Source organism: Nakamurella sp. GG22, from assembly GCF_052976845.2.
Genome location: NZ_JBRIIO020000013.1, coordinates 40949 through 65097 on the forward strand (window position 1 = coordinate 40949; position 24149 = coordinate 65097).

The following is a 24149-nucleotide window of genomic DNA, read 5'->3' on the forward strand; positions in this document are numbered from 1 at the left end:
ACCGGCGGCGAGCGGTCAGATGCCTTCGGGGTTGCTGTGCATCATCCGGCGGCCGAGCTCGGTGATCGAGCCGGACAACGACGGGTAGACGCTGAACGTGTACGCCAGATCCTTGACGGTCAGCCGGTTCTGGACGGCGACTGCGATGGGCAGGATCAGCTCCGATGCCTCCGGGGCGACGACGACACCGCCGATCACGATCCCGGTCAGCTGCCGGGCGATGATCTTGATGAAGCCCTCCTCCAGCCCCAGCATCTTGGCCCGCGCATTGGTGGCCAGCGGGATCGTCATCACCTGCGCGAGCGCCGGCCCGGTTTCCGCCTCCACCTGCGAGTAGCCGACGGTGGCGATCTCGGGATGGGTGAAGACGTTGGAGCACACCGTCTTCAACCGCAGCGGCGCCACGCCCTCGCCCAGTGCGTGCCACATCGCGATGCGGCCCTGCATGGCGGCGACGGAGGCGAGCATCAGTACGCCGGTGCAGTCCCCGGCGGCATAGATGCCGGGAACGGAGGTCCGGGAGACCCGGTCGACCTCGACGAAGCCGCCTTTGTTGACCTGGACTCCGAGGGTCTCCAGGCCGAGGTCGGAGGTGTTCGGCACGGCACCGACCGTCATCAGCGCGTGCGACCCGTGGACCTCGCGGCCGTCCTCGAGGGTGACGACGACGCCGTCGCCCTCCCGCGTGACCGACTTGGCCCTTGCCCGCTTCACCAGCGTGCTGCCGCGCGAGGAGAACACCTTTTCGATGACCTTGGCCGCGTCGGCGTCCTCGCTGGGCAGCACCAGGTCACGGCTGGACACCAGCGTCACCTTGACGCCCATCTCGGTGTACGCAGAGGCGAACTCGGCGCCGGTGACGCCGGACCCGATGACGACGAGGTGCTCGGGCAGTTCCGGCAGCGAATAGACCTGTCGCCAGGTCAGGATGCGCTCGCCGTCGGGCACGGCGTCGGGCAGGATCCGCGGGGTTGCGCCGGTGGCCAGCAGCACGACATCGGTGGTGTATTCGCTGACCTCGCCGTCCGCGGTCGTGACGGACACGCAATGGGACGCGAGCCCGGGCTGCGGGTCGGAGAGCACCGCCGTGCCGTTGACCAGCTTCACGCCGTTGGCCTGCAGGGTGGTGCGGATGTCGGCGGACTGGGCGAGCGCCAGCTCGGCGACCCGGCCCTGGACGACCGAGACGTCGACCGCCACCTTGTCCGGATCGACCATCACACCGAGGCTGCCGGCGGCCCGGACGGAGGTCCGGCCACCGGCCGAGGCGATGAACGTCTTGGACGGCACACAGTCGGACAGCACGCAGGCGCCGCCGATGCCGTCGCGCTCGATCAGCGTCACGTCGGCGCCGTACTGCATCGCCACCAGCGCCGCCTCGTAGCCGGCCGGGCCTCCACCGATGATCACGATCCTGGTCACGGAGCAACCCTAGTCCGGTCTCCCGGGCCGGGTCGGCGGCCGTCCGACGACCGCGTCCGGTTGTGTCGGAATGCCCGGCGATGCCCGCTACAGTCTGCTGCCATGGCGTTGTACGCGGCATACGGGTCCAACATGGACCCTGCCCACATGCTGGCGCGGTGCCCTTCCTCGCCGGTCGCCGGCACCGGTTGGTTGCCGGGATGGCGGCTGACGTTCGGCGGCGAGGACCTGAGCTGGAACGGAGCGCTGGCGACCGTCGTCGAGGACCCGGAGTCGTCGGTCTTCGTGGTGCTGTACGACATGGCCGACTCCGACGAGCGGACGCTGGATTCCTGGGAAGGCGCCGATCTCGGCCTGTACACCAAGATCCGGCTGCGGGTGCACACGCTGGACGGTGACGTGCTCGCCTGGCTCTACGCACTGCAGGCCTTCGAGGGCGGCCTGCCGTCGGCGCGGTACCTCGGGGTGATCGCGGACGCTGCCGAAGCCGCGAACGCACCCGCCGAATACGTGAACGACATCCGCAGCCGCCCGCACGGCGGGCTCTGAGCGTCGGGCCGGCACCGTTGGACCGGACGGACGATCTCGCGGCACGGTTCGACGAGAGCCGCGGTCATCTCTTCTCGGTGGCGTACCGGATGCTCGGGTCGACCGGTGATGCGGAGGACGCCGTCCAGGAGGCCTGGATCCGGCTCACCCGCGCCGATCACGACCAGGTCCGAAACCTCACCGGCTGGCTGACCACGGTCGTCGCCAGGGTGTGCCTGGACATGCTGCGGTCCCGGACCTCGCGTCGGGAGCAGCCCTGGGAGGACCACCCGATCGAGCAGCCCACCCAGGCTCCGGGCCCGGAGGACGAGGCGGTGGTGGCCGATTCGGTCGGCGCCGCGCTGCTGTTGGTGCTCGACACCCTCAGTCCCGCAGAAAGACTCGCCTTCGTGCTGCACGATCTGTTCGCCGTTCCGTTCGACGAGATCGCACCCATCGTCGGCACGTCACCCGCGGCCGCACGCCAGCTGGCGTCCCGCGCCCGGCGGAGAGTGCAGGGCGCGCCGGCAGCGCCGACCGACCGCGACCGGAAGCGGGAGATCGTCGAGGCGTTCCTGGCGGCGTCCCGGGGCGGGGACTTCGGCGCCCTGCTCGCCCTGCTCGATCCGGCAGCGGTGCTGCGCTCCGACGCCGCGGCGGTCGAGATGGGCTCCGATCCGGAGGTCAACGGCGCGGAGGCCGTGGCCCGGACGTTCGCCGGCCGCGCCCGCGCCGCCCGCCTCGCGGACATCGACGGCGAGCCGGGAGCACTCTGGTCGGCGGGTGGCGTGCCGCGGGTGGCGTTCGCGTTCACCATCACCGACGGGCGCATCACCGCGATCGACCTGCTCGCCGATCCCTCGCGGCTGGAGACCTTCCTCAACCGGCCGACAGAGGACTGACGACCGAAACGCTCTGCAGTACAACGCACACGGCCGAAAGGCTCTGCAGTACAACGTACCCAGTCGCAGCGTCAGTGCTGCAGCGCCGCCACGGCGGTGTGCGCCAGCAGCCGGACCCCGGCGGCGATGGCCCGCTCGTCCACCCGGAACGAGGACGAATGCAGGTCGACCCGCTGGCTGACGCCGTCCCATACGCCCAGCCGGGCCAGGGATCCCGGGACCTGTTCGAGGAACACCGCGAAATCCTCGGCGCCGGTGGACTGCTCGGCCAGCCTGATGGCGTCCTCGCCGAGCGCCCGTTGGGCGGCGGCCGTCATCAGCTCGGTGGAGAACAGTTCGTTGTTCACCGGCGGCACGCCGCGGTGATAGGTCAGCTCGAAGTCGCATTCGGTCGGCGCCAGCAGCTCCGCGACAAGCTCCCGGACCAGCGGTTCGGCGGTGTCCCAGGAATTGCGGTCCATCATCCGCAAGGTGCCGCGCAGCTCGCCGGACTGCGGGATGGCGTTCGCGGCCTCGCCCGAACGGACGGCACCCCAGACCAGCACGGCGGCCGCCCGTGGGTCGAGCCGGCGGGTCAGCAGCGCCGGCAGCCCGGTGATCACCGTGCCGAGGGCGAACACGAGGTCGGCGGTCAGGTGCGGCCGGGAGGTGTGGCCGCCGGGTCCGGACACCCGCAGCTCGACCACGTCCGAGGTCGAGGTGATCGCGCCGGCCTTGAGCCCGACCAGGCCGGCCTCCAGTCGCGGATCGCAGTGCAGCGCGAACAGCCTGCTCAGCCCGTCGAGTCCGCCGGCGGCGATCACATCATGTGATCCACCGGGGAAGACCTCCTCGGCAGGCTGGAAGATCAGCCGCACCCGGCCACCGAGGTCGCCGGCCCTGGCCAGCGCCATCGCGGCACCGAGCAGCACGGTGAGGTGCACGTCATGCCCGCAGGCATGCGACACATCGGGCAGCGTGGACGAGAACGGCAGCCCGGTGCGCTCCGCGATCGGCAGCGCATCGATGTCCGCGCGGAGCCCGACAAGCTTGCTGCCCGAACCCATTTCGGCGATGACGCCGGTGCCCGACGGGATCAGCCTGGCCTTGATGCCGGTCTCTTCGAGGGTCCGCATGATCAGCGCCGTGGTGGCGGATTCCTGGTGCCCGAGTTCGGGATGGGCGTGCACCCGCCGGCGCAACCTGACCAGCTCGGGCAGGTCGGTGCGCACCGACCGGTCGAGCCACTCCGGGCCGCAGCCCGCGCCGAGATCGCCGACGTCCTGCGGGGCCGGCACGTGCAGGGACGCCGCGGGAATGGTGAGTTGCGGCCCGCGGGACTCCGGGCGCGCGCCATCGAGATGTGCCGATTGAGGATGTGCGGTGTCGAGATGTGCCGATTCGCGATGTGCCGATTCGAGATGTGCGGCGTCGAGGCGCGCTGATTCGAGGGGCGCGCGGCCGACGCGTCCGGTGCGATGTGCCATTTCCGCGATCCTCCGTCCACGCCCGACCGGGCCGTCACCTCCGGGTTGTACCGGCATGCCAAAGCCCCGCACGGCGGCGTGGGGGATCGCAGATAGCTTAGTCCGCCGCAGGTCGTGAATCCGCCTCCAGCGGGACACCGCCCGCCCCGGCGCGCAGCCGGCCCGCAGGAGCGCACCGCGCGGCCGGACACCGGTGTCGTGTGGTTGGGTGTGGGCTGATTGGGTGTGGGCGAGAGGGTGAGCAGCGGCCGGGGTCCGCCGGCGATCACCGTCACGCCCATGGGCGACCGGGCAGCACCTGCGCAGGAGGTACCCGATGGGCGACGACATCGCGACGACGACCTACACCCGCGAGCAGCGGCAGGCCTACCGGGCGAAGGTCCGCCGGTGCCTGGACGTGTTCGAACGGATGCTCGTCGAGCACTCCTTCGACTTCGGCAAGCCGATGACGGGCCTGGAGATCGAACTCAACCTCGTTGATGACAAGTGGCTGCCGGCCATGGCCAACGCCGAGGTCCTCGAGGTGATCGCCGACCCCGACTTCCAGACCGAGCTCGGCCGCTACAACATCGAGTTCAACGTCCAACCGCGGTCGCTGTCCGGCGAATTGATGCTGGACCTGGAGAAGTCGCTGCGCGCGTCGCTGGATCACGCGGAGGAGCGGGCCAACGGGATCGGCTCCGAGATCATCATGGTCGGGATCCTGCCGACCCTGCAGAAGGAACACCTGGACGGCGAGTGGATGAGTGCCAATCCCCGCTACCAGGCACTGGACGAGGCGGTGTTCGCGGCCCGCCGCGAAGACCTCGAGCTGGACATCAGCGGCGAGGAACACCTGCAGATGTTCGCCGACACCATCGCGCCCGAGTCGGCGTGCACATCGGTGCAGCTGCACCTGCAGGTCTCCCCCGCGGACTTCGCAGCCTGCTGGAACGCCGCCCAGGCGCTGGCCGGGCCGCAGTTGGCGCTCGGCGCGAATTCGCCGTTCCTGTTCGGCAAGCGGCTGTGGGCCGAAACCAGGACCGAGCTCTTCCTGCAGGCCACGGACACCCGCTCGCCGGAGCTGCGGAACCAGGGCGTGCGCCCACCGGTCTTCTTCGGCGAGCGCTGGATCACCTCGATCTTCGACCTGTTCGAGGAGAACGTCCGCTATTTCCCGGCCCTGCTGCCGGAGACCACGGACGAGAACCCGGAGGAGGTACTCGCCTCCGGCAAAGCTCCCCGGCTGCAGGAGCTGCGGTTGCACAACGGGACGGTGTACCGCTGGAACCGCCCGGTGTACGACGTGGTCGACGGACGCCCGCACCTGCGGGTGGAGAACCGGGTGCTGCCGGCCGGTCCCAGCGTGGTGGACGTCCTGGCAAACGCGGCGTTCTACTACGGCGCGCTGACGGTGCTCGCCTCCGAGGACCGCCCGGTGTGGACGAAGATGTCGTTCGACGCGGCGAAGGCGAACTTCGATTCCGGCGCCCGGTACGGCACCGAGGCTGTCTTCTACTGGCCCGGGTTCGGCGAGGTCACCTGGGACGAACTCCTGCTGCGGCACCTGCTGCCGAAGGCAGACGAGGGGCTCAGCCGATGGGGGGTGACCCAGGAGGCCAGGGACCGGTACCTGGGCATCGTCCGGGACAGGTGCAAGACCCGCCGCAACGGCGCCTGGTGGCAGTCCGAGACGGTGGCCGCGTTCGAGGCGCGCGGCCTCTCCCGGGAGGCGGCGCTGACCGAGATGCTCAAGCTGTACTCGCAGGGGATGCACGCCAACGAGCCGGTGCACACCTGGGACGTTCCGAGCTGACTCGCAGGACGACCGCCGGACGGTGGCGGCGGCAGTCGACTCACGGGCAGCAGATCGAAGGGGTGCGAATGGCAGGGGCGACGACGACCGGGGCCGACCCGCACCGGCTCGCCGATGAGGTGCTGTCCGGTTCGCGGACTGCGTTGTCCCGCGCGATCACCGTGGTCGAATCGACCCGTCCCGATCACCGCGCCGCCGCCAGGGTCTTGCTGACCGCGTTGGCTCCCCGCGCGGGCGGGGCGGTCCGGGTCGGCATCTCCGGGGTGCCGGGCGTCGGGAAGTCAACCTTCGTCGAGGCCCTCGGCACGGCACTGACCTCGAGCGGGCACCGGGTAGGGGTGCTCGCTGTCGACCCGTCCAGCGCCCGGACAGGCGGGTCCGTGCTGGGCGACAAGACCCGGATGCCGACGCTCGCCGCCAACCCGAACGCCTACATCCGGCCGTCGCCGACGGCCGGGACGCTCGGCGGGGTGGCCAGGGCGACGGCCCAGACGATCACCGTGCTGGAGGGCGGCGGCTATGACGTCGTGCTCGTCGAGACCGTCGGCGTCGGCCAGTCCGAGACAACGGTCGCCGGGATGGTGGACACCTTCCTGCTGCTCGGGCTGGCCCGCTCCGGCGACCAGTTGCAGGGCATCAAGAAGGGTGTGCTGGAGATCGCCGACGTGGTGGCGATCAACAAGGCGGACGGTGACCGGGTGGTCGAGGCCAAAGGCGCCGCAAGGGATCTCGCCGGTGCGTTGCGGCTGGTGCGCGGCGGCGACGGTGCCTGGCGGCCTCCCGTGCTGACCTGCTCGGGACTGACCGGCGACGGAGTCGGCGAGGTATGGAAGGCCGTTCTCAAGCACCGCGACTTCCTCGGCACGGACGGCCTGGCGGACAAGCGCGCGGCGCAGCGTTGGGAACTGACCTGGGCTCTGGTGCGGGACGAGTTGGACCAGCGGCTCCGCCGCTCCCCCGCGGTGGTCGCCGCCGCGGACCGGCTGCGTACCGAGGTCCTCGCGGACGCCACCCCGGCGCCGGGTGCGGCCGACGCCATTCTCCGCGCGTTCGACTCGGGCTGACCGACGCGCCTTCCAGGCTGTGCTCGTGGCCGATTCCGCACACTCAAGAGAACGCTCAGGCGAAGGCGTCCCGCGCGAATCCGCTGGTCGCCGGATCGATGTCCAGCAATGCTTCCAGCAGCAGCATCGTCCTGGCGTCCTCCGAGCTGATCGACCGACCGTACGGGCCGCGGGCCGTGCACAGCATCCGGGCCACATCGAGCAGCGCCGCGACGAACGGCCCGCTGACCAGCGGGTCCAGCCGCGCCAGGATCGCGGTGACGTCCCACAAGCCGGTCACCACGGACCGCGACTCGTCGGCATGCTCCTGGAGCCGTGCGGAGAAGTCGTCGCTGAGCGCCAGCAGCGACACGTGGGCCAGCCCGACCTCACCCGCGGCCACCCCGTCGACGGCACGCCAGAATGCTGCCAGCTCCTCCGGCTCGAATCGGTTCTGCCGGCCCGCCACTGCGGTGAGGATCCAGATCGGCGCACTCTCCAGCGTTCGCCGGTCGTCGGCACTGAGCTCCGGGCCCGCTGCTCGCTGTTCCATCGCCGGCACACCCTTCGGCTCCGCGCTCCGCTGTGACGTCATTGTTCGCCGTGCCGCCCCCTCCGCACAACGGCACCGGGGCGCTCCTCACCCTGGAAGGCGCTCACTCGACTCCTTGACCGGTGATACCGCCGGATCCGCCGGCCGCCCGGCGGGTGGCCCGGCGGTGCCGCGCCGGGACACGTGGATCAGCAACGCACCGGCGAGCGCCGTGACCACGGTGATCATCCAGCCGGCGGCGGGTAGACCGGCGGAGTTCGCGACCCAGCCGATGGCCAGCGCGAACGGCAGGAAGCCGAGCCAGGAGATGGTGCTGACCCCCGACGCCACCCCGGCGCGGATGGTCGATGGCACTGCGTCGTGCAGCAGCGCGCTGACATGGATCCCCACCACGGCCATCACCAGCAGGAGCAGGACCTGGACGACGACGACCGCCGCGATGCTGCCGGTCACGCTGAGAACCACGCTCGACGCCACCATCGCCACCACCAGGAGCAGGACCACCGCCGGGTGGTCGATCCGGAGCCGCCCGGCGATCAGGCCGCCGATGCCCAGGGTCGAGACCAGGGCGGCCCAGTACGGGCCGAACAGCACGGCGGGTGCGGCGAGCGCGACCAGCCACAGCGGCCCGAACTCGAACAGGATCTGGGTGATCAGCGCGATCACCGCACCGAGCAGCACGATCGGCAGCAGCGCCCCGCGCCCGGTGATCGTCCGGTAGGTGAGCGCGATGTGCGCCCGTAGCGCCGTTCGCTCGCCGGCACGGTGCAGGCGCGGTTCGTCGAACCGGGCGAAAGCCAGGATGGCCAGGACGGTGAACGGGATGGTGGCGAAGTACGTCACCCGCGGGCCGGCAAGCTGGGCCAGCCACCCCCCGAGCAACGAGCTGACCACCAGGGCGGCACTTTCCAGGAAACGGACGGCGCCGAGCCGGGTCTCGTATTGATCTCCCGAGCCGGTCGTCTCCAGCACCGTGTCGTAGACCACCGATTCGACCGTGCCCGAGTACATCGCGAAATAGACGCCCAGGATCATCGCGGAAACGATGTACATCGGGACGCCGGTGCTCAGGCCACCGATGACGGTGCACAACGACAGCGCGACAGCCGAGAGAATCAGCACGCCTTTCCGGCTCCACCGGTCGGCGAGGATGCCGGACGGCACCTCCAGGACGGGCGTCACTGCGGCATAGGCGGCCGCCATCACACCGACACTGGCTGCGGTGAAACCGATCTCGTTCAGGAAGAGCTTCTCCACCGACACCCAGAGCAGGCTGCCCTGCAGCGTTACGCCGATGTGCAGCGGGAGCAGCCGACGGCGCAACGCCGGTGGGGTGCGGGGGCTGTTCTCCTTCATGGAGGGTCAGAGTCGGCGCGCCCGCCAGGCGTTACACGGATTCAGCGACGGGTTTCCCGGAACTTCTGGAGGAGTTCGGCGCGCAGGGCTGCGTCCACCGGCTGCGGGGTCATCTCCTGCAGGCCGCGGACGGTGTCCCCGTACTGGTCGAGGTACCGCCGGCAGCCCTCACAGAGCGCCAGATGATGCTGGACCTGCCCCTTCCCGGCGTCATCCAGATCGCCCTCGACGAACGCGGTGACCAGTTCCACGAACTCACGGCACTCCATGCGATCACCCTCCTCCTGCCGGCGCAGGGCCGTCCGTCGTGCCGAAATACCGCTCCAGGTTGGCGCGGACCGCCGCCCTGCCGCGATGCAGCAGTACCCGCTGGTTCGCGACGGTGATGTCCAGAATCGCGCAGACCTCGTGCGACGCGTAGCCCTCCACGTCACGCAGCAGCACGACGATCCGCTGCCGGGCCGGGAGACCGTCGACGGCGCCGTTCAGCACCGCACGCAGTTCCGTTGCCATCGCCTGCCGCTCCGGGAACGGAGGCCACGGCCGGGGCCAGTCCCGCCAATGACCCGGGAACTGCTCCTCCGCGGACTGGAAGCGGTCCGGATCAACCGTCGGACCGTGATTGTCGGCAGGATCGTCCGCCCAACTGCTCCACGGGACGGTTCTGCTCTCCCGCTCGGCACACCTCTTCGCCGTGTTCACCAGGATGCGGTACACCCAGGTCCGCAGGGACGAACGACCCTCGAACGACCCGACTCCCGTCATCACCGCGAGCCAGGTGTCCTGCAGCACCTCCTCCGCGGACGCATCGGTGCTGACGAAGGTACCGGCCAGCCGCACCATGCCCGGCGACCAGGCATCGAGGATGACGGCGAACGCGCCTGAGTCCCGCTCCCGCAACCGTTGCAGCAGCTCTGCGTCGTCCATCGCGCTGGGTCGTCCATCGCGGCGGGACTCACCCACTCAGTCGCCCCGGCGCGGACGCTCCTCGAGCCGTCGATCCTTGTAGACCTCCTCGAGGGTCATGTCCCCGTACCGGAAGTTCTTCATGCTCCAGCCCAACAGGCCGAGAGCGAGCAGTCCGGACGCGATGAGGAACGCACCCGTGCCCCAGCCACCGAACAGCCACCACTTCTCGGCCAGCGGCCACCAGGAGGGCGGCGGCGGGCGGACGCCCCACACCACGCCGATCCCGATGAGGGCGAGGGCGAACAGGGTCGACAGGATGATCCGCGGCCACGACGTCACGCTCTCGGCGGCCCCTCGGTACGCGGCCCGTTTGACCGGATCGAGCAGCCGGTCGGCCCACCGATAGTTCTTCGCGAGCACCCACAGCCCCAGGGCCAGCAACAGCAGGCCGGGGCCGGGAAGCACGATCGCGGCCACCCCGGCGGCGATCAGCAGCCAACCGAGGATCTCCAGCCCGATACGGGCGGCCTTCGAGGTCCTGCCGTTGTCACTCATCCGCACAGCATGTCAAACGGCGCAGGCACTGTGGCATCGATCGGCGCCACCTCCGCCCGGTCGGCCGATCGTGGCGGCCCCGACCCCGCAGCCGGAACCGCGTGGAACGCCGCACAATCAGCGACGCCGCGGCGGCCACTTTGGCAGGATGGCGGGGTGCCACCGCCCGCACCACCGCAACCGCCGGACCGGCGCGGCGGCGACGGCATTCCGGTCCGGGGGCCGTCACCGGCCGACCACCCGCGGGTGCTCGCAGGGCGGTACCGACTGGATTCGGTGATCGGCAAGGGCTCGATGGGAACGGTCTGGGCGGCGACCGACGAGATCCTGCACCGGCAGGTGGCCATCAAGGAGATCGATTTCCCGCCGGGCACCCCCGCGGCGGAACGGGCCCAACTCGAGCACCGCACGTTGCGCGAAGCACGCGCGATCGCGGCGCTGTCCAATCCTTACGTCATCACGCTGTTCGACATCCTGACCCTGGAGCAGGGGCCGGTGATCGTGATGGAGCTGCTGCGTGCCCGGTCGCTCGCCGAGATCCTGCGCAAGGTCGGCCGGCTGCCGGATGGCCAGGCCGCGACCATCGGCGTCGCCGTCGCCTCCGGCCTGCTCGCCGCGCATGCCGCCGGCATCACGCACCGCGACGTCAAACCCGGCAACGTGCTGATCTGTGACGACGGGCGGATCAAGCTGACCGACTTCGGGATCGCCCGCAGCACCGCGGAACAGACGATGACCGCGACCGGCCTGCTGCTCGGCTCCCCCGCCTACATCGCGCCGGAAGTGGCCAGTGGTGTTCCGGTCGGCCCGATCTCGGACGCCTGGAGCCTGGGTGGGCTGCTCTTCGCCACGGTCGAGGGCCGCCCGCCGTTCGACCAGGGAACCGCCATCGCGACCCTGACGTCTGTGGTCAAGGACCCCGTCCCGCCGCACCCGCACTCCGGCCGGCTGGGCGCCGTGGTGTCCGGCCTGCTGGTCAAGACCCCGGCGCTGCGCATGCGGATCGACCGGGCGCTGGTCATCATGCGCGGCATCGCCGACGACCCGTCCGGGATGAACCTTGCTGCGGTGCAACGCATCCCGCGCGACGAGGACACCGCTCCAGCGTTGCCGACGGCCTCCGGCGCAACCGGCGGGACCAGCAGCGGCCCGGGGGTCGGGGGCCCGGCCGGCGCTTCGGGTGTCGGTGACCGGACGGGCGCTTCGGGTGTCGGTGACCGGACGGGCGCTTCGGGTACCGGTAACCGGAGCGGCGCCTCGGGCGCCGGTGACCGGACCGGCGGCTCCCCCGGCGTCGACCGAGGGCGTCCAGGGATCCTGCCCGGCAGCGACCGCGGGCAGACCAGCGGACGAGCGGTCGGCTCCGGGTCGACGCCGTACCCACCGGCTCGCTACCCGGCCGATCAACCACCGCGCCACCGACCGGGCTCGCCGCCGCCGGGCGCCTACCGCACCGGGTCGACACCGGGGTACGCCACCGGATCGACACCGGGGTCCACTGGTTCGACGCCATGGTCAACCGGGTCCACACCTCGGTATCCCGGCGGATCGTCGCCTTCCTATCGCACCGGTTCCACACCGCCGCCCGGGCTCGGCCCGGTTCCACCGCGGGCCGCCGCACCGCGCCCGGCAGTACCGCCACTCCCCCCGCCGCCTTGGGCACAGTCGGAATCGGCGGCCCTCCCGCCGTTGCCGGCGGACGACCCGGATCGAAGTGGTGCCGACAGCGACCGCACGACCGGGAAGCCGACCGGCAGGCAGGGGAACGCCCCGGCGCAGGACCGCTCCAGGGTGTACCGGGTGCTCGCGGCGGTCCTGGTCGGAATCGTGGCAGCCGCCGCCGGCTACTTCGGCGTGCGCATCATCGCGGACCTGGCCACCGAATCGGCGGCGCCCATATCGGCGGCGGTGCAGTCGGTTTCCGCGGCCGCATGGACAAACCGACCACCCGCGTGACGATCAGGCTGTTGGTGTATTACCGAGGAGTATCACTCTGTCGAACAGCGCTGCACCCATTCGTGTCCTAGCACCCGTTTGCCGCAGGTATCTACACTCGTTGTGATAACCCGGCTGCGACAAGGCGCCACATCCGTCCCGCCGGAGCGTATTGAGAGCCGAGCCGCGGTCTCCGCCACGTTTTCGCGCTCGCAACTGGTTCGGCTCGAAGGGGATCCACCATGCGCAACGCCGCGAACGGTCAACACTGGGACAAGCAGTCGCCCGGCATGTGGTGGGCGGCGTTCACCGTCGTCGCGCTGTTTGTCACCAGTTGCAGTGCTGGCCAGAGCGGCAACCCGGCCGTTCCGGCGGCATCCGCGGCACCGACGAGCGCCTCCACCTCGACGACACCTCAGTCACTCGAGCGCCAGCGGGGATCGGTGAGCGGTGATGTCGCCGCCATCCGCGTGTTCGACGACCCGGCATCGCAAATTCGCTCCAACGCGGACCTGACCGAGTATCTCCTGCCCGGCATGTCCGGGAACGGCGCCGACTGCGCAGAGCGGGCACTCGACCCCGAGGTCATCCTCGAATCGCCGATTGATGAAGGATCGAACACCGTCGCGGACATCATCCTGGCCTGTGTCGACCGAGGTGACGTCGGCAGCATCGTGGCGATGTACGCAGTTGGCTTCAGTGCCGACGGTGCCGAGTTGTATCGGTCCGTCGGTCCCTGCGCCGCCGCTGCAGTAGCACCCGATTCCACGAAGGCGCTGCGCGACGGGCTCGAGTCGATCTTCCGGGCCAGGCTCGACCTGCTGTCGCCGCCCACTTCCCCGGACATCGCGAAGAACCTCCTGACGGAGATCTCCGACTGCCTGGACCCGGCTGTGTCCGCATCGCCGTCCCCATCGGCGTCACCGTCACCGTCGCCGTCGCTAGTGCTCCCGACCACCGCTTCGACACCCGCTGTGTCGGCCGCCGTGCCGGCGAACTCCCGCTCCATCAAATGGAATCTGCTGGCAAAGGGAGACTGCCTGGCGGCGATCCCGCAGGGGTCGGTCACGACGGTCACTGTGACGAACTGCGACATCCCACACATGACCGAAGTGGTGGGTGCCTCGTTCCTCACCAGTGCCGAGGCGGAGAAAGGCTGCCAGAATCTGTTCAAGAACTACACCGGTCAAGAGCTCGACCCGAGCAGCTGGACACTGGACATTCTCGAAGCGACTTCCGCGTTGAGCAGCGGTCGGGTCATCTGCCTCGCCAGCGCGAGCGACGGCCGACCGGTCACGGGTTCGTTGAGGGCGAGCTGACTGCTGCCCCCTCTCGGTGAACGACGCGATCCTCGCCACTGAGGCTTCGCTCAGACCGCTGCATAGGACAAGCGGTCCGGGACACGGCGGGGGCCGTAGGGTCTTCGCATGCCTGCGGACCCAGCGACCGAAACCCGAGCCACGGCCGACGAGGCCGCCGCTGCCATCGCCAGGGCGACCGGCGTGCTGCACCACGACGTCGCCCTGATCATGGGCTCGGGCTGGGTGCCCGCGGCTGACCGGCTGGGCACCGCGACCGCCGATCTCGATGTGTCGACGCTGCCCGGGTTCGCCGCGCCGGTGGTCGCCGGGCACGCCGGCCGGATCAGGTCCATCCCGATCGGCGACAAGCGCGCCCTGGTGATGCTCGGCCGGACACACCTGTACGAGGGCCGCGGCGTCGCGCAGGTCGTGCATGGCGTCCGCACCGCCGTCGCCGCCGGAGCGCGCCTGGTCGTCCTGACCAACGCCGCCGGCGGACTACGCGAAGCGATGACACCGGGTGACCCGGTGCTCATCTCCGACCACCTGAACCTGACCGCGACGTCGCCGATCGAGGGCGCGAACTTCGTCGACCTGACCGACCTGTACTCGCCCCGGCTGCGCGCGCTCGCCACCCGGATCGATCCGAACCTGACCGAGGGCGTCTACGCACAGCTCCCCGGCCCGCACTACGAGACACCGGCCGAGATCCGGATGCTCCGCACACTCGGCGCCGATCTGGTCGGCATGTCCACCGTGCTCGAGGCGATCGCGGCTCGGGAGGCGGGCGCGGAGGTCTTCGGGCTGTCGCTGGTCACCAACCTCGCCGCCGGGATGACCGGCGAGCCACTGGACCACGAGGAGGTGCTCGCGACCGGGCGCGCTGCGGCCGTCGCGATGGGCGACTTGCTGGCCGAGTTGGTCGCCGGCGCATGACGTCACCGGCCACCGATCCCGCTCCCCGGCTGACTCCTGCACTGCGGGACGCCACGATTCGCTGGATCGCCGACGACCCGTCGCAATCCGACCGGAACGAGCTGCAGGCCGTGCTCGCCGCTGCGATGGCCGGTCGGCCCGACGCGGTGATCGACCTGCAGGCGCGGATGAGTGCACCGCTCACGTTCGGCACCGCCGGCCTGCGGGGGCCACTACGGGCGGGGCCGTCGGGGATGAATCTCGCCGTGGTCCGGCGGGCCGCTGCCGGGATCGCCCATCACCTCAGCGCGCACGGCGATCGCGGCGGCACGGTGATCGTCGGCTTCGACGGGCGTCACCGATCGGCGGAGTTCGCCGCCGACGCTGCCGCTGTTCTGGCCTCCGCGGGTTTCCAGGTGCTGCTCGCTCCCGGCCCGCTCCCGACCCCGATCCTGGCGTTCGCGACCCGATCACTGAACGCTGCGGCGGGCCTCCAGGTCACTGCGTCGCACAACCCGCCCCAGGACAACGGGCTGAAGGTCTACCTGGCCCAGGGTGCCCAGCTGGTGAACCCCGAGGACGGCCAGATCGAGCGGGCGATCGCCGCGGCCCGACCGGCGCGGTCCATCGACGTCGACGGCACCGCCGGCAGGGTGCAGCCGTGGCCGGAGGAGATCGTCCAGGGCTACCTCGACCGGGTCGGGACACTGTCCAAGGCGTCATCCGCGGGGCCGCCCGTCCGGGTCGCGATCACCCCGATGCACGGCGTCGGGGGCGAGACCGCCATCAAGGCATTGCGTCTCGCCGGATTCACCGACGTGCATGTGGTGTCGGAGCAGGCGGTGCCGGACGGCGACTTCCCCACCGTCCCGTTCCCGAACCCCGAGGAGCCGGGCGCCACCGACCTGTTGCTCGCGCTCGCCGACAGCGTTGACGCGAGCATCGCCATCGCGCTCGACCCGGACGCCGACCGATGTGCCGTCGGCATCCCCGTGCCGGGCGGCGGCTGGCGGATGCTGACCGGTGACGAGACGGGCTCGCTGCTCGGCGACCACCTGCTGCGTGGTCTCGACCGCACCGCCCACCCCGACCCGCTGGTGGCCACCACGATCGTCTCCGGCGAACTGCTCAAGTCGATCGCGGCCGGGTATGACGCCCGCTACGCGGAGACCCTGACCGGGTTCAAGTGGATCGTGCGTGCCGGTGACGGCGCTGGTATCGGGCTGGTCTTCGGCTACGAGGAGGCTCTCGGGCTGTGTGTCGACCCGGACCGGGTGCGGGACAAGGACGGCATCTCAGCGTCCGTCGTCGCCTGTGACCTGGTGGCCACCCTGCACGCGGCCGGGCAGAGCGTGCAGGACAGGCTCGACGAACTCGCCCGCCGTCACGGGCTGCTGGTGACGGGCCAGCTGTCCATCCGGGTCGACGACCTGAGCCAGATCGGCGCGGCGATGGCACGGCTGCGCAGGGCCGCTCCCGGCACGTTACTCGGCGAGCCGGTCACCGAGGTCACCGACCTGCTGCCGCTGACCGACGGCATCCGGCTGCGCACCGGCCGGGTCAGGGTCGTTGTCCGGCCGTCCGGCACGGAGCCGAAACTCAAGTGCTACCTGCAGGTCTCGTCCCCGGTGGCGGGATCGGCAGACCTTGTTGGGCTCCGCGAGGCGGCGACTGCCGACCTCGACGCACTTCGCGCCGAGATGGCGGGGGTGGTCGGCCTGTCCGGCTGACTGCTGACCTCTGCCCGCCGACCTGCTGACCGCCGACCTGCTGACCGCTGACCTGCTGACCGCTGACCGGGGTCGATCAGCCGCCCGACGACGGCGCCGGTGATGCCACCGCTGACGACACCTCGGACGACACCGCTCCGCTCGGGAAGGCGTCGGCTCCGACCTTCGGGTCGGCGATGAACTGCAGCCCGGTGGCGCCGTCCTCGGCCATGATCGTCAGCACCCCGCCCGACGGGTCCGAGCCGACCGTGTAGGACGCGGTCCCCTGCAGGACGGCGTTCATCGCCGCCTCGGTCTCACCCGCGGCTCCCTCGCAGGCGATCAGGGTGCTTCGGAGGGGTCCGAAAACCATTGTGCTGTCGGCAATCTCAACCGGGCCGCCGCCGCTGTTGCAGGAATTGTCGAACGCGATCTCGCCCGCGTTGAACCGCACCCAGGCGGTCACCGTCGGGGCAACAGCGGAGACCGTGCTGCCGGATTGAGTGATCAGGCCATCGAGCTTCCACCCGGTGCCCTCCAGTGCGGCCGCGCCGCTGGGCGCCGGTCCGAGCACCAGGGTGTCGGTGCCGTCGGTGAGCGTCAGGGTGTCACCTTCCAGGGTCCAGGTCGGCCCGGCGGCGAGGAATGTGGTGAGCCAACTGTCCTGCGCCATCAGATCGTCCTGGCAGGCCATCATCGTGGACGCCATTTGCGGCGCGGTCAGCACGTCACCGGTCACCGTGAAGGGGCCGGACATGTTGTTGCAGCCGGCCTTGGCAGCGAGCCTGCCGTTCTCGAACGTCAGGGTGATGGTCGAGTTCGGCACGATCGTGTACGAGCCCGTCACCTCCGTGGCGGTGAAGGTCCGGCCGTCCAGTGCCGCGGCACCTGACGCGGCCGACGATCCCGCTGGAACGGAGCCCGACGACCCGGACCCGGTGGCGGGCGAGCTGGACCCCGTGGCGGGCGAGCTGCTCTGCGTCGAGTCGGGGGTCGAGCCGGTGGAGGACGAACTCGCGCCCGGAGAGCTGTTGCTGGCGCAGCCCGCGAGCGCGAGTACCGCGACCACCGCCAGTCCGGCACCGAACGCCGTGCTGGCGCGCGACTTCGAAAAGCGCTGGGTCGAGGTGCGTCGGGTCGAGGTGCGCTGTGTCGTGGCGCGCAGGGTCGCTCTCATGGTCACGTCCTCCTGCCGCCGAAGCGGCCGATACCTCCCGCCCCGCCGATGGGAACGGAAGCCGCTCGGGCCCGGACGTCACACACTTTGCAACGCCTTGAAGAAGGACGTATCGCCCCAACAGGATGGTTGCATGCCGAGCGCCGTCAATCGACGCATCGCGGGCCGAACCGCCGCGAGCCCGCCGCCGGCGACGAATCCGCAGGCGCCGCAGCCATCACCGCCACCGTCGCACGACAGTCCTCGAGGGTCTGCCCACCGCCCAGGGTCCCTCGGGCCGTGCAACATCGAGTGACGTCCCAGCAGGGTTTCACCGCCCCCGGAACGCCGATTGCCCTGCACACGTGGCGCTCGACGGAGAAGCGGGACCAAGAAGCAGCGGGTTGCGCCGACCCACCGACGTGCCGGAGGGGTGGAGTTGACCGGAGGGCGGAGGTCACCCGGCGGCGGAAGGGGCCGGGAGGGGGGCGGCACCGGATGAACGAAAGGCGAGGCGGTGAGGAACGACCCCCGTCAGACAGCCCCGAACTGCCGGTCGCCGGCGTCACCTAACCCGGGAACGATGTAGCCGGAATCGTTCAGCCGTTCGTCGACCGACGCGGTGACCACCCGCACCGGGAGCTTCGCGGCGGCCAGGGTCAGCAGCCCCTCGGGTGCGGCCAGCGCGCAGATCGCCGTGACGTCGGTCGCCCCGCGGCCGGTCAGCAGCTCGATGGTGTGCACCATCGAGCCGCCGGTCGCCAGCATCGGATCCAGCACATACACCGGACGGCCGGCCAGCGATTCCGGCAGCGACTCCATGTACGGGGTTGGCAGCAGGGTCGTCTCGTCCCTCGCCAGCCCGACGAATCCCATCTGCGCCTCCGGGATCAGGGCATGGGCCTGGTCCGCCATCCCGAGCCCCGCGCGCAGCACCGGGACCAGCAGCGGAGGGTTCGAGAGCCGGGTGGCCGTGGTCCTGGCCACCGGGGTGTGGATCGGCACCTGCACGGTCGACAGCGTGCGGGTCGCCTCGTAGATCAGCATCAGCGTCAGCTCGCGCAGTGCGGCGCGGAACGTCGCGTTGTCCGTCCGTGCGTCCCGCATCGTTGACAGCCGTGACGCCGCCAGCGGGTGATCGACCACCGTCACGTCGAGGTCGTCGGGAATGTTGCTCGGCACCGGGGACTGCACTGGCATGGCACGGCTCTTTTCTCGATCGCGCACGATTCTCGACGGGGCGTGGCGGGCCGGCGGGAGCACCGGCCGGGCGGTGATGGCACCGTAGCTGGCCATGCGTCCGGCCGGCCCACCAGCCGCCTCGGGGGCATCTTCACGAAGGCGGACAAAGGCGTCGTAACCGGGCGTTCGACGGTCGTCGCGACCGTCAACGAGCGCGGAACGACCCACCGTCGGGGTGGCATGACGGCCCTAGGATGGCCGTCATGAGCACAGCAACGCCGCAACGACCGGTGGACGGTGCCGTGGCTCCCGGGTTGCCGCCGCACCTGCGGGACGTGGCGACCGACGAAACCTCGCTCCGCCGGTTCCTGCACGGATTACCCGGGGTCGATGCGGTCGGTGTCGAACAGCGCTCGGCGGGCCTGGCCACCCGGTCGATCAAGAAAGCGTCCAAGCTGGCCGCCATCGATCTGGCGATCTCGATGGTCGACCTCACCACGCTGGAAGGCTCGGACACGCCGGGCAAAGTGCGGGCGCTCGCCGCCAAGGCACGCCGACCCGATCCGGACAACCCGGACACGCCGCATGTCGCCGCGGTGTGCATCTACCCCGACATGGTGGGCGTCGCGGTCGAGGCACTGGCCGGTAGCGCGGTCGGGATTGCCTCTGTCGCAACCGCTTTCCCGACGGGACGAACCAGCCTGGCGGTGCGACTGGCGGACACCGACGTCGCGGTCCGGGCGGGTGCCACCGAGATCGACATGGTCATCGACCGTGGTGCGTTCCTGGCCGGGCATTACGGCAAGGTCTACGACGACATCGTCGCGGTCAAGCAGGCTTGCGGTGGCGCCCGGCTGAAGGTGATCCTCGAGACCGGCGAACTCGCCACCTACGACAACGTCCGGCGGGCGTCCTGGCTGGCGCTGCTCGCGGGTGGCGACTTCATCAAGACGTCGACCGGGAAGATCTCCCCTGCCGCCACCCTGCCGGTCACGGCCGTGATGTTGCAGGCCGTTCGGGACTGGTACGAGCAGACCGGCGAGCGGCGGGCGGTCAAGCCGGCCGGTGGCATCCGCACGTCCAAGGACGCCATCCGTCACCTGGTCGCCGTCAAGGAAATCGCCGGCCCGGAATGGTTGGACCCGTTCCTGTTCCGATTCGGCGCGTCCAGCCTGCTGAACGACCTGCTGATGCAGCGCCGCAGCCAACTCCAGGGCCACTACTCCGGCCCCGACTACGTAACCGTCGACTGAGAACGGTTGCCAGTGAGGACATCTCGATGACGAGCACCCGACGATTCGCGCCCACGGGCGGTCTGGACTGGGAGTACGCACCCGCGCCCGAATCGGCGGCGATCGGGCGGCTGCGCGATCGCTACCAGATGTATGTCGGCGGCAGGTTCGTCGACGGCCGCGGTGATGACGTCAAGACGGTCAACCCGGCCACCGAGGAGATGCTGGCCACGGTCAGCACGGCGAGCATCGGCGACGTGGACACCGCCGTCGCCGCCGCCCGGGCCGCGTACGACGGAGTCTGGTCACGCATCTCGCCCGCCGAGCGCGGCAAGTACCTGTACCGCATCGCCCGTGGGATCGCCGAGCGCTCCCGGGAGCTCGCCGTCGTCGAGACCCTGGACAACGGCAAGCCGATCAAGGAGTCCAGGGACGTCGACGTCCCCACCGCCGCAGCGCATTTCTTCTACCACGCAGGCTGGGCCGACAAGCTGGAGCACGCCGGCTACGGCGCCGCGCCGGCACCGCTGGGCGTGGCAGGCCAGGTGATCCCGTGGAACTTCCCGCTGCTGATGGCAGCGTGGAAGATCGCGCCGGCGCTCGCCGCCGGGAACACCGTCGTCATCAAACCCGCCGAGACCACGCCGCTGTCGATCCTGGTGCTCGCCGAGATCTTCGCCGACGCCGATCTGCCGCCCGGCGTTGTCAACATCATCACCGGGGCCGGCGACATCGGCGCCGCGCTGGTCAACCACCCGGGCATCGACAAGGTCGCCTTCACCGGCTCCACCGAGGTCGGCCGGCAGATCCAGGCGTCGCTCGCCGGCACCGGCCGGAAGATCACCCTCGAACTCGGCGGGAAGGCCGCGAACGTCGTGTTCGACGACGCGCCGATCGACCAGGCCGTCGAAGGGATCGTCAACGGCATCTTCTTCAACCAGGGGCACGTATGCTGCGCCGGCTCCCGGCTGCTGGTGCAGGAGTCGGTGGCCGACGAGGTCAACGAGAAGCTCCGCGCCCGGATCGCCACGCTGCGGATGGGCGACCCGATGGACAAGAACACCGACATCGGCGCCATCAACTCGGCCACCCAGCTGGCCACCATCCGGTCGCTGACCGACACCGGTGAGGCGGAGGGCGCGGAGCGCTGGACCTCGCCGTGCCCGGTGCCCGACCGCGGCTTCTTCTTCCCGCCGACCGTCTTCACCCGGGTCTCCCAGTCGATGCGCATCGCGCGCGACGAGATCTTCGGGCCGGTGCTGTCCGTGCTGACCTTCCGCACCCCGGACGAGGCGATCGCGAAGGCGAACAACACCCCGTACGGGCTCTCGGCCGGCGTCTGGACCGAGAAGGGATCGCGCATCCTCGGCATGGCGTCGGCGCTGCGGGCCGGCGTGGTCTGGGCCAACACCTTCAACCGGTTCGACCCCGCCGCGGCCTTCGGCGGCTACAAGGAGTCCGGCTTCGGCCGGGAGGGCGGCCGGTCCGGGCTGTCGGCCTACCTCGACACCGAGGACGACGGTCCCGTCCGCGCTGCGACCGACGGCGCCGCAGTCCCCATCCCTCGCTCGCCGGTGGGATCCGTGGACGGCGGCAGTGCGGTCGCGGCCGGTGCGGACGCGCTCTCGGACGCGGAGGCGCTGGCCGACGCGACGGCGGTCGTCGCAGGTGCAGTGCCCGGTCAGGTCGGACGTGATGCCCAGTCCACCAAGAGCACGACTGGACAGTCTGTGCAGTCCGCTGACTGGGATGACGACAGGTCGACCAGCGTTCCGCGCATCACCGTCAGCAAGACCTACAAGTTGTACGTCGGCGGCGCTTTTCCCCGCTCGGAATCCGGGCGGACCTACCAGGCCACCGGCGGACCAGCCGGATCGATCGTTGCCAACGTGGCACTGGGATCGCGGAAGGACGCCCGGGACGCCGTCGGCGCGGCGCGCAAGGCGTTCAAGCCGTGGTCCTCAGCCACCGCCTACAACCGCGGCCAGGTGATCTACCGGATCGCGGAGATGCTGGAGGGTCGGCGGGCTCAGTTCGTCGACCTGCTCGGCGGGCGCCCCGAGGACGCCGTCGCGGTGGACGCCTCGATCGACCGGCTCGTGCACTACGCGGGCTGGACGGACAAGCTCGCCTCGGTGTTCGGCAGCGCGAATCCGGTCGCCGGGCCGTACTTCTCCTTCTCCACACCGGAACCGACGGGGGTGGTGGCGGCCGTCGCGCCGCAGCAGGATCCGCTGCTCGGGCTGGTCAGCGTGCTGGCGCCGATCATCACCTCCGGCAACACGGCGATCGTCATCGCTGCGCAGCACCAGCCGTTGGCGGCGGTGACGTTGGCCGAGGTGCTGGCAACCTCGGACGTCCCGGGCGGCGTGGTCAACATCCTCACCGGGGATCCCGCAGAGATCGCACCGCACCTGGCCGCGCACGGGGACGTCAACGCGCTGGACCTGACCGGAACCGATGGCGCGCTGCGCACCGAGCTCGAGAAGGCGGCGTCCGGGACCATCAAGCGGGTGTACGCCCCGCGCAACCTCGACTTCGGCCGGCCGCCCGGGACCGCCAGGATGCGGGCGTTCCTGGAGATCAAGTCCGTCTGGCACCCGACCGGCTCCGTCTCGCTGGCCGGTGGCGGCGGGTACTGACCCGTAGTGCGCCGCTGACCGGTACTCGCGGTGGGCCCCGACGCCGGGTCCGATCGAGCCCCACAGGACCGTCGGGAACGTCACAATCGCGGCGCGAGCACCGTGCGAGCTTGATCACGATGGCGTCGAGCAGGGGTTGACACTCCCTAGCCTTGAAGGGTTGCCTAACTTCCCGGGAGTTCGAATGTCCCTGCCCCTGCGGGTTGCCGTCATCGGCGCCGGACCGGCCGGTATCTATGCTGCCGACATCCTGACGACGAAGGATCCCTCGGCAACCGTCGACATCTTCGATCGGCTGCCGACGCCCTACGGCCTCATCCGGTACGGCGTAGCGCCCGACCACCCGCGGATCAAGGCCATCATCGTGGCCCTGCACCGGGTCATGGAGAACGAGCGGATCCGCTTCATCGGCAACGTGCACGTCGGTGTCGATCTCAAGCTCGACGAGCTTCGCCAGTTCTACGACGCCATCATCTTCGCCACCGGCGCGGAGCGGGACCGCTCGATGGGCATCCCGGGTGAGGACCTGAAGCGCTCCTACGGCGCGGCCGATTTCGTCGCGTTCTACGACTCGCACCCCGACCGCGAGCAGACCTGGGACCTGTCCCAGCAGCGTTCCGTGGCGATCGTCGGCGTGGGGAACGTCGGCCTGGACGTGGCCCGCATGCTCGGCCGCAGCGCAGCGGAACTGCTGAGCACCGACATCCCGCCGCACGTCCACGCGGCACTCGCCGACTCCGCCGTCACCGACATCCACATGTTCGCCCGGCGCGGCCCCGCGCAGGCCAAGTTCACCCCGGTGGAACTCCGCGAACTGGACCACTCCCCCAACGTCCAGGTGGTCGTCGCCGCCGAGGGCATGGAATTCGACGACGCCTCCGAGGCTGCACTCGCCAAGAGCAAGTCGCTGCGGATGGTCGTCGACGTGCTCAGCGACTGGGCCATGCGTGACCCGAAGCCCGGCCCGCACCGCCGCATCCACCTCCATTTCCTGGAGAACCCGGTCGAGATCCTCGGTTCCGACGGAGCAGTCGTCGGGCTCCGCACCGAACGCCAGGAACTCACCGGGGACGGGACCGTCCGCGGCACCGGCGAGTTCACCGACTGGGACGTGCAGGCCGTGTACCGCGCCGTCGGCTACCGGTCCGAGGCGATCGAGGACCTGCCGTTCGACACCCGCCGGTTCGTGCTGCCCAACGACGGCGGCCGGATGCTGGACCTCGAGGGCCGGCCACTGACCGGTCTCTACGCGACGGGATGGGTCAAGCGCGGGCCGGTGGGCCTCATCGGCCACACCAAGTCCGATGCGGCCGAGACCATCGCGCATCTGCTCGACGATCTGCCCGGACTGCCGCCGGCTCCCACCCGGGACCGGGAGGCGGTCGACGCGCTGCTCACGGCCAAGGGCCTGCTCGTCACGGACTTCACCGGCTGGGACCGGCTGGACGCGCACGAACTGGCCGCCGGCGAGCCGCACGGCCGGGCCAGGATCAAGGTCATCTCGCGCTCGTCGATGACGGAGATCGCCGCCCGGGGCTGACCGCCGCC

20 protein-coding genes and 1 pseudogene are annotated in these 24149 nt (G+C 70.4%); 12 read left to right on the plus strand and 9 right to left on the minus strand.

Annotated features, from left to right (window positions below; all coding sequences use genetic code 11):
* Positions 1-15 precede the first annotated feature (15 nt).
* A complete protein-coding gene (locus ACVBEQ_RS14310; RefSeq protein WP_447153979.1) occupies positions 16-1422 on the minus strand; it encodes an NAD(P)H-quinone dehydrogenase in 1407 nt (468 codons plus the stop codon).
* Between the two features lie 102 nt (positions 1423-1524).
* Here ACVBEQ_RS14310 and ACVBEQ_RS14315 point away from each other — a divergent pair, with 102 nt between their 5' ends.
* Positions 1525-1971, plus strand: a complete 447-nt coding sequence (locus ACVBEQ_RS14315; RefSeq protein WP_447153980.1) for a gamma-glutamylcyclotransferase family protein — start codon at positions 1525-1527, stop codon at positions 1969-1971.
* A 17-nt stretch (positions 1972-1988) separates the two neighbouring features.
* On the plus strand, positions 1989-2852 hold the full coding sequence (locus ACVBEQ_RS14320; RefSeq protein ID WP_447153981.1) for a sigma-70 family RNA polymerase sigma factor: 864 nt from the start codon (positions 1989-1991) through the stop codon (positions 2850-2852).
* A 71-nt stretch (positions 2853-2923) separates the two neighbouring features.
* Here the strand turns inward: ACVBEQ_RS14320 and ACVBEQ_RS14325 are convergent, their stop codons facing one another.
* A complete protein-coding gene (locus ACVBEQ_RS14325; protein ID WP_447153982.1) occupies positions 2924-4318 on the minus strand; it encodes an amidohydrolase in 1395 nt (464 codons plus the stop codon).
* 316 nt (positions 4319-4634) lie between these two features.
* Between ACVBEQ_RS14325 and ACVBEQ_RS14330 the strand changes: the two genes are divergently transcribed.
* Both ACVBEQ_RS14330 and meaB read left to right on the plus strand, forming a co-directional pair.
* Positions 4635-6113, plus strand: a complete 1479-nt coding sequence (locus tag ACVBEQ_RS14330) for a glutamate-cysteine ligase family protein (RefSeq protein WP_447153983.1) — start codon at positions 4635-4637, stop codon at positions 6111-6113.
* A gap of 68 nt (positions 6114-6181) precedes the next feature.
* The gene (gene meaB, locus ACVBEQ_RS14335) at positions 6182-7177 is read left to right on the plus strand and encodes a methylmalonyl Co-A mutase-associated GTPase MeaB (RefSeq protein WP_447153984.1); all 996 of its coding nucleotides are present in this window, start codon (positions 6182-6184) and stop codon (positions 7175-7177) included.
* Between the two features lie 55 nt (positions 7178-7232).
* Here the strand turns inward: meaB and ACVBEQ_RS14340 are convergent, their stop codons facing one another.
* The 5 genes from ACVBEQ_RS14340 to ACVBEQ_RS14360 form a co-directional block, all read right to left on the minus strand.
* A complete protein-coding gene (locus ACVBEQ_RS14340; protein WP_447153985.1) occupies positions 7233-7709 on the minus strand; it encodes a hypothetical protein in 477 nt (158 codons plus the stop codon).
* 87 nt (positions 7710-7796) lie between these two features.
* Positions 7797-9065, minus strand: a complete 1269-nt coding sequence (locus tag ACVBEQ_RS14345) for an MFS transporter (RefSeq protein ID WP_447153986.1) — start codon at positions 9063-9065, stop codon at positions 7797-7799.
* A gap of 41 nt (positions 9066-9106) precedes the next feature.
* A complete protein-coding gene (locus tag ACVBEQ_RS14350; protein WP_447153987.1) occupies positions 9107-9334 on the minus strand; it encodes an anti-sigma factor family protein in 228 nt (75 codons plus the stop codon).
* Between the two features lie 4 nt (positions 9335-9338).
* Positions 9339-9992, minus strand: a complete 654-nt coding sequence (locus ACVBEQ_RS14355) for an RNA polymerase sigma factor (protein WP_447153988.1) — start codon at positions 9990-9992, stop codon at positions 9339-9341.
* Between the two features lie 36 nt (positions 9993-10028).
* On the minus strand, positions 10029-10529 hold the full coding sequence (locus tag ACVBEQ_RS14360) for a PGPGW domain-containing protein (protein WP_447153989.1): 501 nt from the start codon (positions 10527-10529) through the stop codon (positions 10029-10031).
* A 156-nt stretch (positions 10530-10685) separates the two neighbouring features.
* Here ACVBEQ_RS14360 and ACVBEQ_RS14365 point away from each other — a divergent pair, with 156 nt between their 5' ends.
* The 4 genes from ACVBEQ_RS14365 to ACVBEQ_RS14380 all read left to right on the plus strand — a co-directional run bounded on the left by ACVBEQ_RS14365 (position 10686) and on the right by ACVBEQ_RS14380 (position 16410).
* The gene (locus ACVBEQ_RS14365) at positions 10686-12485 is read left to right on the plus strand and encodes a serine/threonine-protein kinase (RefSeq protein ID WP_447153990.1); all 1800 of its coding nucleotides are present in this window, start codon (positions 10686-10688) and stop codon (positions 12483-12485) included.
* Between the two features lie 221 nt (positions 12486-12706).
* Positions 12707-13783: a hypothetical protein gene (locus tag ACVBEQ_RS14370; protein ID WP_447153991.1), complete on the plus strand. Its 1077-nt coding sequence runs from the start codon at positions 12707-12709 to the stop codon at positions 13781-13783.
* 108 nt (positions 13784-13891) lie between these two features.
* Positions 13892-14701, plus strand: a complete 810-nt coding sequence (locus ACVBEQ_RS14375) for a purine-nucleoside phosphorylase (protein ID WP_447153992.1) — start codon at positions 13892-13894, stop codon at positions 14699-14701.
* Positions 14698-16410, plus strand: coding sequence for a phospho-sugar mutase (locus ACVBEQ_RS14380; RefSeq protein ID WP_447153993.1), 1713 nt, complete (start codon positions 14698-14700; stop codon positions 16408-16410). Before ACVBEQ_RS14375 ends, ACVBEQ_RS14380 begins: the two co-directional genes overlap by 4 nt.
* A gap of 76 nt (positions 16411-16486) precedes the next feature.
* Here ACVBEQ_RS14380 and ACVBEQ_RS14385 read toward each other — a convergent pair whose 3' ends face one another.
* The gene (locus tag ACVBEQ_RS14385) at positions 16487-17566 is read right to left on the minus strand and encodes an META domain-containing protein (RefSeq protein WP_447153994.1); all 1080 of its coding nucleotides are present in this window, start codon (positions 17564-17566) and stop codon (positions 16487-16489) included.
* Between the two features lie 513 nt (positions 17567-18079).
* Positions 18080-18745 carry a uracil phosphoribosyltransferase gene (gene upp, locus ACVBEQ_RS14390; RefSeq protein WP_447153995.1) on the minus strand — a complete coding sequence of 222 codons (666 nt, stop codon included), beginning with the start codon at positions 18743-18745 and terminating at the stop codon, positions 18080-18082.
* Between the two features lie 245 nt (positions 18746-18990).
* Between upp and deoC the strand changes: the two genes are divergently transcribed.
* The 4 genes and pseudogenes from deoC (at position 18991) to ACVBEQ_RS14410 (ending at position 24141) form a co-directional block, all read left to right on the plus strand.
* Positions 18991-19980 (plus strand): deoxyribose-phosphate aldolase, encoded by a 990-nt coding sequence (gene deoC / locus ACVBEQ_RS14395; protein WP_447153996.1) that lies wholly within the window; start codon positions 18991-18993, stop codon positions 19978-19980.
* Between the two features lie 26 nt (positions 19981-20006).
* A pseudogene (locus ACVBEQ_RS14400) lies at positions 20007-21467 on the plus strand (aldehyde dehydrogenase family protein); the annotation flags it as partial.
* Positions 21468-21689: 222 nt separating this feature from the next.
* Positions 21690-22601 (plus strand): aldehyde dehydrogenase family protein, encoded by a 912-nt coding sequence (locus tag ACVBEQ_RS14405; protein ID WP_447154084.1) that lies wholly within the window; start codon positions 21690-21692, stop codon positions 22599-22601.
* Positions 22602-22785: 184 nt separating this feature from the next.
* The gene (locus ACVBEQ_RS14410) at positions 22786-24141 is read left to right on the plus strand and encodes an FAD-dependent oxidoreductase (RefSeq protein WP_447153997.1); all 1356 of its coding nucleotides are present in this window, start codon (positions 22786-22788) and stop codon (positions 24139-24141) included.
* Positions 24142-24149 lie beyond the last annotated feature (8 nt).

Excerpts from the sequence above, each read along its gene's own strand:
- upp (WP_447153995.1), bottom strand. The coding sequence starts at position 18,745 with ATGCCAGTGCAGTCCCCGGTGCCGAGCAACATTCCCGACGACCTCGAC.
- ACVBEQ_RS14375 (WP_447153992.1), top strand. The coding sequence starts at position 13,892 with ATGCCTGCGGACCCAGCGACCGAAACCCGAGCCACGGCCGACGAGGCC.
- ACVBEQ_RS14410 (WP_447153997.1), top strand. The coding sequence starts at position 22,786 with ATGTCCCTGCCCCTGCGGGTTGCCGTCATCGGCGCCGGACCGGCCGGT.
- ACVBEQ_RS14330 (WP_447153983.1), top strand. The coding sequence starts at position 4,635 with ATGGGCGACGACATCGCGACGACGACCTACACCCGCGAGCAGCGGCAG.
- ACVBEQ_RS14315 (WP_447153980.1), top strand. The coding sequence starts at position 1,525 with ATGGCGTTGTACGCGGCATACGGGTCCAACATGGACCCTGCCCACATG.
- ACVBEQ_RS14360 (WP_447153989.1), bottom strand. The coding sequence starts at position 10,529 with ATGAGTGACAACGGCAGGACCTCGAAGGCCGCCCGTATCGGGCTGGAG.
- ACVBEQ_RS14345 (WP_447153986.1), bottom strand. The coding sequence starts at position 9,065 with ATGAAGGAGAACAGCCCCCGCACCCCACCGGCGTTGCGCCGTCGGCTG.
- ACVBEQ_RS14350 (WP_447153987.1), bottom strand. The coding sequence starts at position 9,334 with ATGGAGTGCCGTGAGTTCGTGGAACTGGTCACCGCGTTCGTCGAGGGC.
- ACVBEQ_RS14340 (WP_447153985.1), bottom strand. The coding sequence starts at position 7,709 with ATGGAACAGCGAGCAGCGGGCCCGGAGCTCAGTGCCGACGACCGGCGA.
- ACVBEQ_RS14385 (WP_447153994.1), bottom strand. The coding sequence starts at position 17,566 with ATGAGAGCGACCCTGCGCGCCACGACACAGCGCACCTCGACCCGACGC.
- ACVBEQ_RS14355 (WP_447153988.1), bottom strand. The coding sequence starts at position 9,992 with ATGGACGACGCAGAGCTGCTGCAACGGTTGCGGGAGCGGGACTCAGGC.
- ACVBEQ_RS14380 (WP_447153993.1), top strand. The coding sequence starts at position 14,698 with ATGACGTCACCGGCCACCGATCCCGCTCCCCGGCTGACTCCTGCACTG.
- deoC (WP_447153996.1), top strand. The coding sequence starts at position 18,991 with ATGAGCACAGCAACGCCGCAACGACCGGTGGACGGTGCCGTGGCTCCC.
- ACVBEQ_RS14370 (WP_447153991.1), top strand. The coding sequence starts at position 12,707 with ATGCGCAACGCCGCGAACGGTCAACACTGGGACAAGCAGTCGCCCGGC.
- meaB (WP_447153984.1), top strand. The coding sequence starts at position 6,182 with ATGGCAGGGGCGACGACGACCGGGGCCGACCCGCACCGGCTCGCCGAT.
- ACVBEQ_RS14325 (WP_447153982.1), bottom strand. The coding sequence starts at position 4,318 with ATGGCACATCGCACCGGACGCGTCGGCCGCGCGCCCCTCGAATCAGCG.